Here is a 14,321-nt window from a genome sequence, read left to right as displayed (position 1 = left end):
TGTAACTGCGCCGCGCGGTGTATTGCGCCGAAGCTCCGAAATAGAGACTTAGTGCCAAGCCGTGAGATTCTCAGCTAATTTCACGCTCATTTCAAAAGCATAGATTTACTTCGCCCATCGAAGGCGGGCTCGCTTGGTCGCCCATCACCGGGAGAGAGACGTGACAGGTAAGTCCGAGCAGAAGCTGTCCTTGTTCGCCTTGATCGGAATGGTCGTCGGATCGATGATCGGGGCCGGCATCTTCAATCTGCCCGGCAGGTTCGCCACCGCGACAGGCCCGTTCGGCGCCATCATCGCCTGGTGTATCGCCGGGACCGGCATGTACATGCTGGCCCGAGTGTTCCAGGCGCTGGCCGAGAAGAGACCCGATATCGATTCCGGCGTCTTCGCCTACGCGAAGGCGGGATTCGGCGACTATATGGGCTTCCTCTCGGCGTTCGGCTATTGGCTCGGAAGCTGCCTCGGAAACGTCTTCTACTGGGTGCTGATCGGATCGACGCTCGGGCGCTTCTTCCCAGGGATTTTCGGGGATGGCAGCACCGCGATCGCGATCATCGTCTCGCTGGTCGGCATCTGGGCCTTCCATTTCATGATCCTGCGCGGCGTCGAGCAGGCCACCTTCATCAACAGCGTGGTGACGGTCGCCAAGATCGTACCGATCATCGTGGCGATCCTCGCCATGGCGATCGCGTTCAACTACACGCAATTCTCCGAGAACTTTCTCGGCGGCGTGGGCATGCCGGAAAAGACCCTGGTGGCGCAGGTGCGCGACACCATGCTGATCACCGTTTTCGTCTTCCTCGGTATCGAGGGGGCGAGCGTGTATTCGCGCTTCGCCCAGAAGCGTTCGGACGTCGGCACCGCCACCATTCTGGGTTTTGTCGGCGTCACCGGCCTGATGGTGGCCATCACCCTGCTGCCCTACGCCACGGCTCCCCGTGCCGCCATCGCCGGGGTCCAGCAGCCCTCGCTTGCCGGCGCGCTCGAACTGGTCGTGGGACATTGGGGCGCGGTGTTCATTTCCGTCGGCGTGCTGGTGTCAGTGCTCGGCGCGTATCTCGCCTGGTCGCTGATCTGCGCCGAGGTGCTGTTCGCCGCCGCAAAGTCGCAGGACATGCCGAAGCTTTTCGCGGCGCAGAACGGCAACCGGGTTCCCGCCAACGCGCTTTGGCTGACCAACATCGTCGTCTCGCTATTCATCATCTCAACCTACTGGTCACGCGACGCCTTCAACTTCATGCTCGACATGACAAGCGTGACGGCGCTGCTGCCCTACCTGCTGGTCGCGGGCTATGGCGTGCTGATCGCCCGTCGCGGCGAGGGGTACCAGACCACGCCCGGCGAACGCGGGCGCGACCAGCTATTCGCCTGGATCGCCGTCGTCTACACCCTCATCATGTTTGTGGCCGCCGGCTTGAAATACGTGCTTCTGGTGGCGGTGCTCTTCGTGCCGGGAACCATCCTCTACCTGTGGGCGCGGCGCGAACAGAAGGCGCGGTTCTTCACATCGGTCGAACTCATCATCTTCGCCGTCACCCTGGTCGCCGGCCTTGCTGGTTTCGTCGGCCTGCTGACCGGCGCCATTACACCTTGACGAGAAAGGCCCGAGCCATGGCGATGGAAACGAAATTCGGCGTGCATTCCGAAGTCGGCCAGCTTCGCAAGGTCATGGTCTGCGCGCCCGGCCGCGCCCATCAGCGCCTGACGCCCAGTAACTGCGACGCACTTCTGTTTGATGATGTGCTCTGGGTCGACAACGCAAAACGCGACCATTTCGATTTCATGACCAAGATGCGCGACCGCGGTGTCGAGGTGGTGGAGATGCATAACCTCCTTGCCGAGACCGTCGCCGTCCCCGAGGGGAAGAAATGGATCCTCGACAATCAGGTGGTGCCGAACCAGATTGGCCTCGGCCTCGTCGACGAGGTGCGCTCCTATCTGGAAGGGCTCTCCAACCGCGATCTGGCGGAGACGCTGATCGGTGGCCTCTCGACACACGAATTCCCCGAATCCATCGGCGGCGAACAGCTCGAGCTGATCCGCGACGCGGCCGGGGTGAACGAGTATCTGCTGCCACCGCTACCGAACACGCTCTACACCCGCGACACCACCTGCTGGATCTATGGCGGCGTCACGCAGAATCCGCTCTACTGGCCGGCGCGGCATGAGGAGACCATCCTCACCACCTCGATCTACAAGTTCCACCCCGACTTCGCCGGCAAGGTGAATGTGTGGTGGGGCGACCCGACCAAGGATTGGGGCCTCGCCACGCTGGAAGGCGGTGACGTCATGCCGATCGGCAAGGGCAATGTGCTGATCGGCATGAGCGAGCGCACCTCGCGCCAGGCGATCAGCCAGCTCGCGGCGACGCTGTTCGAGAAGGGCGCGGCCGAGCGCGTCATCGTCGCGGCGATGCCGAAGCTGCGAGCGGCGATGCATCTCGACACGGTGTTCACCTTTGCCGACCGCGACTGCGTGCTGCTCTACCCCGATATCGTCAATGGCATCGAGGCGTTCTCCTACCGGCCGGACGGCAAGGGCGGCGTCGAGTTGCACAAGGACAAGGGTACCTTTGTCGAGACGGTACGCGACGCGCTCGGCCTCAAGAAGATGCGCGTCGTGGAGACCGGCGGCAACGCCTATATGCGCGAGCGCACCCAATGGGATAGTGGCGCCAACCTCGTGTGCGCCTCACCGGGCGTCGTGTACGCCTATGACCGCAACACCTATACAAACACGCTTCTGCGCAAGGAGGGCATCGAGGTCATCACCATCATCGGCGCGGAACTGGGTCGCGGTCGTGGTGGCGGCCATTGCATGACCTGTCCGATAATCCGTGATGCGGTGGACTACTGACGGCAGAGCATTTCCGAGGATCGGAGATGGGTGTCTCTCTGGTTAGGCAATCGACAATGAGCGGCGCTTCCATGGGCGGAACCGATCACCAACGTCGAGCAGCGTCCCTGCATTCCAAATGGGGATGGTTCCTGGTCTTGGGCCTTACCCTGGCATTGGCTGGAGTCCTGGCCGTAGCGCTGCCGGCTGTTTCCACATTCGCGGCGAGTGTTGTCCTTGGAATCGTCCTTTCGCTCGCGGGCATCGTGAAGATGGTTCAATCCCTGCGGGTTAAGGAATGGAGCGGATTCATCTGGCAAGAACTCACGGGCGCGGTCGAACTCGTCGGCGGCATCCTGATATACTTCAATCCCTTCAAGGGCGCTCTCGCGATCACGCTTCTGATCGCCTTGGTGTTTCTGGTGCAGGGCATCCTGCAAGTCGCCCTCGCGTTGCGGGTGCGCGATCAAGATGGTTGGCAGTGGTTCGCGATATCGGGCCTGGTCGCGCTGGCGGCCAGCGCTACGCTCGCATTGAAGTTGCCCTTTACCAGCATTTACACGCCAGGCACGGTTGCCGGCATTTCTCTCCTTGTCGCCGGCGGCGCCTATATGGCCATTGCCCTGACGATGCGTAGAGCTCGGCCATGAGGGCGCCGTGCGAAAGATCCGAGCGACATCGTTCCGTAGCGAGGCGGCGATGGATCAGTCGCGCTTCTTGGGCTTGCTTGATGGCTGCCTGCTTGGGGGGCGCCGCACCACCTTTCGTCAGTTCGGTTTCATTCGCCCAGCAGCCTGGTGCAAGGCAGGCGCCGCCTCCCGCGGTCGTCGTCGAGAAGATCGAGGTTCAGCAGGTCAGCAATCCCGCGCAGTTTACCGGTCGTGTGGAAGCGATAGAAGCAGTCGACATCCGGGCGCGTGTCACCGGCTTTCTGCACTCCGTCGATTTCAAGGATGGGCAAGCGGTAAAGGCTGGGGACACGCTGTTTGAAATCGAGCCGGATCAGCTTAATGCGCTGGTCGCTTCGGCGCGGGCGCAGGTGGCGCGTGCCGACGCAACACGAATATCGGCCGAGCGGAGCCTGGCGCGCAACCGCGACCTGTTGGCCCGAAGAACCGTCTCGCAGGCCACGGTGGACGAGGTCCAAGCAGCATTCGATGTCGCTTCCGCCGATGTGCAGGTCGCTCAGGCCGCACTGGATACCGCCGAACTCAACCTGTCCTATGCTCATATCACGGCCCCGATCTCCGGCAGCATTGGCCGCGCGACGTTCACGACGGGCAATCTTGTCGGACCGGATTCCGGTTCGCTGGCACGGATAGTCAGCCTGGACACCGTCCGCGTCGCTTTCGCCGTGACCGAGGGGTTGCTTGTGACGATCCGCCAGCAGCAGGCGAGCGGCGGCGGCCTCGATCCGAATACGCTGAAACTCTCGCTGCGTCTTGCCAACGGGACGGACTATGGCACGCCCGGCCGCATCGAATTTATCGAGAACGAGATCGACCCGCAGACCGGGACGGTCGCGGCCCGTGCGGTTTTCCCCAATCCTCGTCACATCCTCCTGCCAGGACAGTTCGTCACTCTTTATGTGCAGGAGAAAGACGCCCCTAGCTTGCCGGTGGTGCCCCAGACAGCGGTGCTGCAGGATCGCGAGGGGCGCTTCGTCTATCTGCTCGGCAAGGACAATATCGTCTCGCAGCAGCGCATCCACACAGGCGCACGCGTCGGCAATGGATGGGCGGTCACCAAGGGCCTTGACGGCGGCGAGCAGGTCGTCGTCGAGGGAATCCAACGTCTCGCCCAGGGCATGACGGTTCAGCCGAGCCAAGGCCAGCCGGTCGGCGGCGGCACATGATTTCCGATCTCTTCATCACCCGCACCCGGCTGGCGATCGTCTTGTCGATCGTCATTTCGATTGCGGGCGCGATCGCCATCTTTTCGCTGCCGGTGCAGCAATATCCAGAGATCACGCCGCCCACCGTCAGCGTCACTGCCTTCTACCCCGGGGCGAGCGCGGAAGTGATTGCCGATGTCGTCGGCGGCCCCCTGGAGACGGCCATCAATGGCGTCCCCAACATGATGTACATGTCGTCGACCAGTTCGAATGCCGGGCAATATTCGCTGTCCGTGACGTTCGAAGTCGGCACAAATCCCGACATTGCGCAGGTCAATGTGCAGAACAGGGCGCAACTGGCGATTTCCCAATTGCCCGCCGCGGTCACCCAGCAAGGCGTGTCCGTGCGGTCGCGATCGCCCGATTTCGTGCTCGGCATCGCCTTCTATTCTCCGGACAGCAAGCTCGACGTGCTGCAGATCACCAATTTCACCTCGACGACGATCGCCGATGCACTCTCGCGCGTCAGCGGTGTCGGTGAGGCTTCCGTCGTCGGCGCGTCCGAATACTCGATGCGCATATGGCTGAATCCGGCACGCATGGATGCCCTGGGCATAACGGCCGATGACGTGGCCGCCGCCATTCAGCGGCAGAACATCCAGGCCTCGCTTGGCCAGGCCGGCGCCCCACCAGCGCGGGAAGGCACCGAGCTGCAATATACGCTCGTGGCTCGCGGCCGCCTCTTGAGCACGGATGAATTCGGCGACATCGTCATACGCACAGGCGAGGCCGGGGCGATCGTACGGTTGCACGATATCGCACGTATAGAACTCGGCGCCCGCAGTTATTCATCGAGCGCGAGCTTCGCCGGGCATGACACGGCGATGCTGCAGATAAACCAGGCGCCGGGAGCCAACGCGATCCAGACCGCCAACGCCGTGCGCGCCGAGCTACAGCGCCTTTCACCCACGTTTCCTCCCGGCCTGCAATACCAGGTCGTCTACGATGCGACACGGTTCGTCCGGACGAGCCTCTCGCTCATCGTGCGGATCCTCGGCGAGGCTTTCCTGATCGTGCTCGTCGTCACCTACCTGTTCCTGCAGGACTGGCGCGCCACCCTGGTCTCGGCGCTGGCCATGCCCGTCGCGATGCTGGGTGCCATCGCCGTCCTGCTGGCATTCGGATATTCGATAAACTCGATTTCGCTGCTGGCCCTGGTGCTGGCGATCGGACTGGTCGCCGACGACGCCATCCTTGTCGTCGAGAACGTCAAGCATGTCATGGAGGACGACCCCACGGTCGAAACGGTGGCGGCCGCCCGCAAGGCGATGGGGCAGATCACGGGTCCGATCATTTCCACCACGCTCGTCCTCCTTGCCGTGGTGATCCCGACAGCTTTCCTGTCCGGCATAAGCGGGCAGCTCTACCGCCAGTTCGCGGTCACCTTGTCGGCGGCGCTGGTTATCTCGTCCGTCGTCGGCCTCACACTCAGCCCGGCACTCGCCGCCATCCTGCTGAGGCGCGGACAGCGCGGATACCGGCGCGGTCCGCTTGGCTGGTTCGCGCGCTTCATGAACGCGACGCGTGTCGGCTATGGCCGGCTGGTCGGTTTCCTGGTGCGCCTGTGGATCATACCTCTCGCCGCGCTTGCCGCCTGCTTCCTGGGCGCCTACCTGCTGTTCAGCGGCCTGCCCTCGACCTTCCTGCCGGACGAGGACCAAGGCGCCCTGTTTGTCGATATCCAGCTTCCCAATGCCGCCTCGCTCGATCGTACGAGAGCGATTGTGGGAGAGGTTCAAAAGACCTTATCGGCGACAAAAGGCGTCGAAAACGTCATTTCGGTCGCCGGCTTCAGCATCGTGCAGGGGACGCAATCTCCCAACGGAGCGATGGTGGTCGCGGCGCTGGATCCCTGGGATCAGCGCAACACGCCGGATCTGCGGCTGGACGCCATCCTCGCAAGATTGCGCGCGCAATTCTCGACCATTCCAGGCGCCAATGTTGCCGTCTTTTCGCCGCCGGCCATTTCCGGCATCGGCGCGGTCGGAGGCCTCGATCTGCGCCTGCAGGCTTTGCAGGGGCAGCCGCCGGAAGAGATCGCGGCGGTAGTACGAGCATTCGTTACGGCGATCAACCAGGCGCCGGAAATCGGCGGCGTGGCGACAACCTTCAGCGCCGATGTGCCGCAGATTTACGTCGATGTCGACCGGACCCGCGCCGAAGCGCTTGGAGTGAGCGTGTCCGACATCTATTCGACGATCGGCGCCAGCTTCGGGTCGCGTTATGTGAATGATTTCACGCTGCACGGGCGGGTCTTCCAGGTCAACCTGCAGGCTGACGCCGAGCATCGCGGGGACGCCGAGGATATCCTCAATCTCCATGTTCGCAGCCGGACGGGCGCGATGGTGCCGCTCAGGGCGGTGGTATCGACCAGCACCGTACTCGCACCCTTCGTCATCTCCCGCTACAACCTGTCGGTAGCGGCACAGATCAACGGCCAAGTCGCGCCAGGCGGCAGTTCCGGAGCGGCGATGGATGCCATCGAACGCGTCGCGGCCGAGGCGTTGCCGGCCGGCTATGGCTACGAGTGGTCCGGCCTGTCCTTCCAGGAGCGGCGCAGCGCCGGACAGGAGAGCGTCATTTTCGGACTGGCCTTCCTGTTCGCCTATCTGTTCCTGGTGGCGCAGTACGAAAGCTGGATGCTGCCGATCGCCGTAATTCTGTCCCTTGGAGCCGCCCTGTTCGGTGCCACCGGGGCGCTCGTGCTTTTCGGACTGCAAAACAGCCTTTATGTGCAGATCGCCATCGTGCTGCTCATCGGGCTGGCGTCGAAGAACGCCATCCTGATCGTCGAATTCGCCAAGGAACGCCGCGAAGAGGGGCAATCGATCGCCGAAGCGGCAAGACTCGGTGCCGAGCAGCGCTTCCGCGCCGTGATGATGACGGCTCTCTCCTTCATTCTGGGCATCATCCCACTGGCGGTGTCCACCGGCGCCGGCGCCGGCGCGCGCCAGGCTGTGGGTGTCACAATCTTTGGCGGCATGCTGGCCGCAACGACGATCGGCCTATTCATCATCCCGGCCTTATTCGCGGCGATCCAGCATATTGCGGAATGGGCAACTGTCCGGCCGATGGCGGAATCGAACACCGATGAGGTAGTCCCGCAATCGAGGGGCAAGGCATGACTGCCTATGAGAATGGAACCGTATCGAGTTTGCCACCCACATCGGTTCGCATTCTTCTTGGCCTTGTGCTGATTGTCGGGGGCATATTCGTCTTGGGCGACTTGGCGCTGGCGACCGTGATCAGCGCCATAGTCATTGGTGTTACCGCCATCGTCGTGGGTGCGTTCGAGATGATGCACGCCTTCTGGATGAAAGGATGGAGCGGCTTCATCTGGCAGTTTCTTCTCGGCATCCTGTACGTCGTTTTCGGAGCCATGGCGGTGAGGCAGCCTGTGTCGGGCGCGCTTGTCCTGACCTACGTACTTGGACTGCTGCTTGTGGCCTCAGGCGTCGTTCGCCTGTTTGTCGGCGTCAGGCACTGGAGCGACGTCGGCTGGACGATGGTTCTGTCCGGAACATTCGGATTTCTGGCCGGACTTGTTCTCCTGACTGGATGGCCCTCGACCGGCCTTTGGGTGCTTGGGCTTTTGCTGGGTATCGACCTGATTTCGCATGGTATGGCATGGCTGACATATGGCTGGTTGCCGACGGCGAAGACAGCGTAGATCCTCGGCAGTCCGCTGGTGATTTTGATTGCTGCGGATCCGCGGATTCACAGGCTGACGGGATTGGCCCGAATTCCCAGCCGGACTTCAGCGATATCGACCATGCCTGGTCATTGCGCCTGCAGTCGCCGAAGGAGCTGGCCCAACCGCAGGCCGGGGGCGGCGGTTTCCACCTCGTCCATGTGCCAATGCGATGGGCCGTTTTTGACGCCAGTTCTCACTTCGCTCGGGCAGTACCCGAACTCGCGCCTGAATGCGCGGCTGAATTCCGCGCCATCACCGAAGCCGTATTCGTCGGCAATGTCCAGAATTCGACGGCGGTCATTCGGATCCGCGAGCGCTGCATGGGCTGCCAGGAGGCGCCGATGCTGGATGTAGTGCACGATTCCTCCGGAAGCCTCAAAAAGCCGGTAGAGCCGGGAACGCGATATCCCGAGTTCGCGCGTCATTTGCTCGATAGACAGATCGGGCTGGAAAAGATGGTGCTGCACGAATCGACGGGCGCGCTCGAGCAAGGTAGCCGAAATCGGGTCATGAGCTTCGGTGAGATGATCAGGAGATGGTGCGATGCAAACCTGGAGCATCGCTCGGGTCGCACTGAGCAAGCCCGGAAGATCATTGACACCCATCGTGGGAAGCCGCTGGACGAGACTGGCCAGATAGTCGGCTAGCAGCGGTCCCATGCCTCCACGAAGGACGGAGAACTCGGCCGCGGCGAGACCCCAACTCATGTCACGGCAGAAGTCGCGGGGTACGAACAGCAGCAGCATTTCGCTGTCTGTAACGCTTCCCTCGAAGACCCGGCCAAGCGGATGCACCTGCACCGATCCGGCGTCCCCGTCGAAAGACTTGGAGGGAGTGATCGTCTGCGATCTGCCGTCCTGGATGAGGGTCACCAACCAATGATCGACAGGATCACGGCGAACGTGACCCGCCAGACTGGTGAAGTCCAAACCATTGGTGCTGACCTGAGCCAAAGCAAGATCGCCCAGATCCCAGATGACCTGCGTGCCGGCGAAACCGGCCTCCGTATCGCCCGGCTCGACAAAGTCGAGCATGGTCGCAAAGCTCTGACGCCACGCCGCAAACTGATCCTTCGGAGGCAAATCGCCGGTCGAGAATTCGAAGCAGGGAATTGGAGTTTGTTCCGGAACGACCAATGTTGGCTCGGCGGCGGGGTTAGCCGGGGGTTCGAGGATCGCATGCGCGTTCCATCCTGCCGGAGCCGCGTTCGCCACGTGCGAGGTCACGACAGGATCCTCGACGGCGCACAAAGCGGGCACAGGGTGAGAAGGCGGTAGAGCGAGACGAGATCTCGATCTGAGCCATTAGAAAACCCTGCCGCCACGACACGATATCGAAGGCTCTGATGTATTAGTATATCATAATATATAGTCTTTATGGCGCATTCCGCGTGCGCAAAAGACGCAAGTACACCCATTGGGGATATCTTTCCGCCAAAGAACATCCCCCGCACACGCACCAACTTAGACCAAATTGTCTGGAAATTCAAGTTGAATTGCCAAACCACTCGCCCTGCATGGGTCAGGTATAGTTAACAGTGCCGATGGACATCAGGTCGATTGACGCCCCCCAGACAGCAACGTTGCGATCCAGCGTGTTGACTGCTCGTGCGCGCACCATGTGACCACGACAATCAGGATCGGCACGCCGATGAAAGCGCCGGGCACCCCCCACATGAAGCTCCAGAAAAACACCGCGAACATAACGGCGAAAGGCGAGATCGCCAGCGACGCGCCGGTCAGAAATGGCTCCAGATAGCTGCCAATGGCAAACTGAATGACATTCAAGCCGACGAACACAATCAGGGCCAACTGCCAGGACCCGGACTGCGCGATGGCAAACAGGGTCGGGAAGATTGTGGCCATGAGCGGTCCGATGAATGGGATGTAGTTCAGCGCGAAGGCGATTGCTGCCCAAGCGCTTGCGAGTTCGAGGCCGGCAACAAGCGTAAAAGCCCACACGACCAAGCCCGTCAGAATACACGCGAGACTGCGCACAACCATGAAACGGCGAATTTTGCCGGCAATTTCGCGGCCGATATGCAACAGCATCTCCCCTTGCGGCTGGGCCAAGGATGACCGCAGGCGACGTTGCAGGTCTTCGGCTTCCAACAGGCCCAGCATCACGAAAATAAAGGTCAACACGGCAAAGCCGGCGACGCTGTTCAGCCGCGTGACGAGGCTGTGGGTCAGGCCGACCAGCCGGGATATACTGAAAAGCTCTCCTAGCGGGCTGACGATCGCAATTCCGTGGCCCTCCAGCCAGTCCGTCCAACTGGCGTAGATCGCCTGCAATCGGCCGGTATTGTAAAAAAGCCATTGCGATAGTTCGCCGAGCCCCCAGACAATCGCCGAGCCCACGATTACGATCACCAGAACCACAAGCAGAAGTGTGATCAGCAAGGCTGCCAACCGCGGAATCCGCCGCTGCAGAGCCATCTGAATTGGCCATGCCAACGCAATCACGAACAGTGAGAATGCAAGGGGCATGAGAATCGATCTGGCGAAATACAGCGCAGCGAGAACGAGGATGCCGGTCGCAATAGGGTTGACCATACGGCGGTTGCTCGTTTCGGCCACGTTTGCCCTGTCGTTTCTCGAGCGCGGTCGCCGCAATCTTGTTTCACTCATGCGGAAATCCGGCACAGACTCATGCCACGGGTCATGGGAAACTCTCGCGAGGGAGAAAAGCCCCCCTCAAATCTTTTTAATAGGCTCAACGGCAGCGGCCGGCATGAACAGGCCGAAAGCCGTCCGCACGAGCCAGGCAAGCGTTGGAAAATGTGCGAAAGCGCCCGCTGCTGGTCGCGCAAACCGGAGCATACTGGAGAGTGCAGGCAACTGGCCGCTGCGGCCGCGATGTGCGGCACTCACCATTTCTCACGATTTGATATCCTTGAGCGCGGGCCATGCACGCGTTGCCAAAGGTCCGCAGCCTTTCGCCGCGTCGACCGCAAACGGGCGCATGTACCAGGCCGCAGGCCTGGGGGTGCCGGGGCACGGGACGAGCCTGATCGACGGCGACAGTGCATGCCGACAACAATGCGGCGACCAGCAGCCACGTGCTCGGGCGGGCAAACAGGCATTGTACCTGGGTCATCTCACGTCTCCTTCGGATCGCCCTCGGCGCCTCACTCCGCCTACGGCTAAGGCAATGCACGCGGTAAGGACGAGGCCACCTAACAATCCCGCAACGCCAACCCCGACAAGGATTGCCGGGGTAAGGACGCCGACGCCTTGCGCCGTGGCGTCCACCGCGCTTTCGACCTTTCCGACAAAACGGCTGACGCCTGGCAGTTGTCCGGCGAGCCAGGTCAGAGCGAGTCCGCCGATAGCGCCCGTCAAAGCATTGACCTTTGCGCCCAGACCAAGATCCGTCCACCGCCCAAGAGCGAGGCCTGCCGCTGCACCACAGACGATCTCGATAGTGAGTGCGACAGCAGTCTCGACCACGCCCATCGGTCTTGTCCAATTGTCAGACGATCGGCTCAAGCGATTCCGGAGCGGCAGCTGAAGTTTGCCTTACGCAGCCTCGGACGCCTGACTAAGCGCCTCACGCAGGATCTGCTCCTTCGTCTCGTCCAGCGATGTCTTGAGCACGACGCCACCAAATCCCTTGATTGCGCTCAGCACCTTATCGGCGGTCATTCCGTGAATGAGCACGAACAACGCAGCATTTCCCGGCTGCAAGGTGGCCGACAGGTCTTTCATGAAAGCATCGTTTATTCCGACGTCGGTCAGTGCACCGCCAAGCGCGCCGGAAGCGGCGCCAATCGCCACACCGATGACGGGATTGAGGAAAATGACACCGATGAGCAAGCCCCAGAAGCTGCCCGACACAGCACCAGCGACGGTCGTGTTCATGATCTGGTTGAGCTTCACGTTGCCGGCTTCAGTCTTGGTCGCAATGACGGCGTCACTAATGTTGATGAGGTATTCCTTCTGCAATGCAAACAGGCGCTGGCGCACCTCTTCAGCCTTGGCTTCGGTGGGGTAGACTATGACGACCAGGTCGGACATGGGGCCTCCACTGCGAAATTCGATGGGATCAAGATGCGCCCACAAGCTTGCGGGATGTCATTTTAGGTCGCTGCCGCAGCGAAGAAATTAGCCGGGAATCCCACACCTTTGCGGTGCGTCCCTTTTTGATTGCGGCCCGGGACGACAGAACAGCTTCGACTTGCGCCGGATCACCGCAGGCAATTACTTCATCTCGACGGTACGCAGCCGTAATCCGGAGGTCTGCATGAAGCGGCATTGGCTGTTCGGGCTGTGGCATTCGCTCTCGGCAGGCGGCCTCCTTCTCGGAACGCTGTTTTTTGCCGCCTCGCTCACCCCGACGCTGCTTCCGCGGACCGTTGTGACCCAAGGTGTGCTTTCGGGATTCGCCCTGGCGGCAGGCTATGGCATCGGCGTGTTCGGCCGGTGGCTTTGTGTCTACCTGGAGTTGCCAGCGCCGCGAGGCCTGCGCGCCGCAAAACTGGTCGCCGCCGTCGGATGCTTGCTCGTCGCTTGCATCTTCCTCTGGTGGGCGGCGCAATGGCAGAACTCGATCCGGAAGCTGATGGGCCTCGACCTTGTTGAAAGCGCGCATCCGCTCAAGGTTGGTCTGCTCGCGCTGGTGACATTCGCTCTCGTCATCGCCCTGGCACGGCTCTTCCAGCTGACGATCCGTTTCGTGTCGACCAGAGTTAGCCGCTTTGCGCCGAGGAGGGTCTCGAACATCGTCGGCGTGATCGTCTCGGTTGCGCTCTTCTGGTCGATCACCAGCGGCGTGCTGTTTCGTGTCGCGCTTCACTTCGCGGATTCGTTCTACAGGCAATATGACGCGCTGGTCGAACCGGAGACTGCACGGCCAACCGACCCCGACAAGACTGGCAGCAGCGCCTCATTGCTCGATTGGAACGAGTTGGGACGAACAGGGCGCGCGTTCGTTGCCGAAGGGCCGACGGGTGAGGAAATACACGCTTTCACCAACAAGAAGGCGCTGCAGCCGATCCGTGTCTATGTCGGGCTGCGATCCGCCGATAGCCCGGAAAAAAGAGCGCGGCTCGCGCTGAACGAGCTGATACGGGTCGGCGGCTTCCAGCGTTCGGTGCTGGTCGTCGTGACGCCCACCGGAAGCGGATGGATCGATCCGGCGGCGATGGAGAGTCTGGAATATCTTCAGAACGGCGATGTCGCGAGCGTTGCCGTGCAATACTCCTACCTTGCCAGCTGGCTGTCGCTGCTTGTGGAGCCGGACTATGGAGCCGATACTGCGCAGGCCCTCTTCCGGGATGTCTACGACTATTGGATCAGGCTGCCCAAGAATAGCCGCCCGCGGCTCTATCTGCATGGCCTCAGCCTGGGTGCGATGAACTCCGAACGATCAACCGACATGTTCGACGTGGTCGGAGATCCGTTTCAGGGCGCGCTGTGGAGCGGACCGCCATACCGAAGCGGCCTTTGGCGTTCGTTTACCCGGGACCGGAGTCCGGGGTCGCCTGCTTGGCTTCCCCGTTTTCGTAACGGATCGATTGTTCGGTTCATGAACCAAGATGGCGTGGCCGCGGATCCAGGCTTTGTCTGGGGGCCGATGCGAATCGTTTATCTCCAATATGCGAGCGACCCGGTGACATTCTTCGACTATCGCGATCTCTACCGCGAGCCGGATTGGATAAAGCCCCCGCGCGGCCCGGACGTCTCGCCTGAACTGCGGTGGTATCCGGTGGTGACTTTCCTGCAGCTCACACTTGACATGGCTATGGCAACGACCGCGCCGATCGGGCACGGACACGTTTATGCGCCGGGCGATTACGTCGAGGGGTGGATTGAGGTGGCCAATGTTCAAGGATGGTCCCTGCAGCAAATCGCGGAATTGAAACGACATCTCGGTCGCTTGCCCTGAAACAGGGCA

General features: G+C 61.6%; 10 protein-coding genes. 7 read left to right on the top strand and 3 right to left on the bottom strand.

Going from position 1 to position 14,321, the window contains the following annotated elements:
• The first annotated feature begins 160 nt into the window (after nucleotides 1–160).
• The 6 genes from MAFF_RS27525 to MAFF_RS27500 all read left to right on the top strand — a co-directional run bounded on the left by MAFF_RS27525 (nucleotide 161) and on the right by MAFF_RS27500 (nucleotide 8,399).
• Nucleotides 161–1,594, top strand: coding sequence for a basic amino acid/polyamine antiporter (locus MAFF_RS27525; protein WP_010914280.1), 1,434 nt, complete (start codon nucleotides 161–163; stop codon nucleotides 1,592–1,594).
• Between the two features lie 17 nt (nucleotides 1,595–1,611).
• Nucleotides 1,612–2,856 (top strand): arginine deiminase, encoded by a 1,245-nt coding sequence (locus MAFF_RS27520; protein ID WP_032928907.1) that lies wholly within the window; start codon nucleotides 1,612–1,614, stop codon nucleotides 2,854–2,856.
• Nucleotides 2,857–2,912: 56 nt separating this feature from the next.
• Nucleotides 2,913–3,485 carry an HdeD family acid-resistance protein gene (locus tag MAFF_RS27515; protein ID WP_032933082.1) on the top strand — a complete coding sequence of 191 codons (573 nt, stop codon included), beginning with the start codon at nucleotides 2,913–2,915 and terminating at the stop codon, nucleotides 3,483–3,485.
• A gap of 80 nt (nucleotides 3,486–3,565) precedes the next feature.
• Complete coding sequence (locus MAFF_RS27510; RefSeq protein WP_032928906.1) at nucleotides 3,566–4,690, top strand: efflux RND transporter periplasmic adaptor subunit; 1,125 nt, start codon at nucleotides 3,566–3,568, stop codon at nucleotides 4,688–4,690.
• Nucleotides 4,687–7,854 carry an efflux RND transporter permease subunit gene (locus MAFF_RS27505; RefSeq protein ID WP_010914276.1) on the top strand — a complete coding sequence of 1,056 codons (3,168 nt, stop codon included), beginning with the start codon at nucleotides 4,687–4,689 and terminating at the stop codon, nucleotides 7,852–7,854. Before MAFF_RS27510 ends, MAFF_RS27505 begins: the two co-directional genes overlap by 4 nt.
• A complete protein-coding gene (locus tag MAFF_RS27500; RefSeq protein WP_010914275.1) occupies nucleotides 7,851–8,399 on the top strand; it encodes an HdeD family acid-resistance protein in 549 nt (182 codons plus the stop codon). The genes MAFF_RS27505 and MAFF_RS27500 overlap by 4 nt, the downstream gene beginning before the upstream one ends.
• A gap of 110 nt (nucleotides 8,400–8,509) precedes the next feature.
• Here the strand turns inward: MAFF_RS27500 and MAFF_RS27495 are convergent, their stop codons facing one another.
• The 3 genes from MAFF_RS27495 to MAFF_RS27480 all read right to left on the bottom strand — a co-directional run bounded on the left by MAFF_RS27495 (nucleotide 8,510) and on the right by MAFF_RS27480 (nucleotide 12,442).
• On the bottom strand, nucleotides 8,510–9,649 hold the full coding sequence (locus tag MAFF_RS27495) for a helix-turn-helix domain-containing protein (RefSeq protein ID WP_244420630.1): 1,140 nt from the start codon (nucleotides 9,647–9,649) through the stop codon (nucleotides 8,510–8,512).
• A gap of 324 nt (nucleotides 9,650–9,973) precedes the next feature.
• Nucleotides 9,974–10,978 (bottom strand): AI-2E family transporter, encoded by a 1,005-nt coding sequence (locus MAFF_RS27490; RefSeq protein ID WP_010914273.1) that lies wholly within the window; start codon nucleotides 10,976–10,978, stop codon nucleotides 9,974–9,976.
• Nucleotides 10,979–11,944: 966 nt separating this feature from the next.
• Nucleotides 11,945–12,442, bottom strand: coding sequence for a DUF1269 domain-containing protein (locus MAFF_RS27480; protein WP_010914272.1), 498 nt, complete (start codon nucleotides 12,440–12,442; stop codon nucleotides 11,945–11,947).
• A 226-nt stretch (nucleotides 12,443–12,668) separates the two neighbouring features.
• On the opposite strand from MAFF_RS27480, the gene MAFF_RS27475 reads away from it, so the two are divergent.
• Nucleotides 12,669–14,312, top strand: a complete 1,644-nt coding sequence (locus MAFF_RS27475; protein WP_010914271.1) for an alpha/beta hydrolase — start codon at nucleotides 12,669–12,671, stop codon at nucleotides 14,310–14,312.
• Nucleotides 14,313–14,321: the final 9 nt, after the last annotated feature.

It is taken from the genome of Mesorhizobium japonicum MAFF 303099 (genome assembly GCF_000009625.1).
GTDB lineage: Bacteria > Pseudomonadota > Alphaproteobacteria > Rhizobiales > Rhizobiaceae > Mesorhizobium > Mesorhizobium japonicum.
This window is presented reverse-complemented; position numbering and strand designations above follow the sequence as displayed.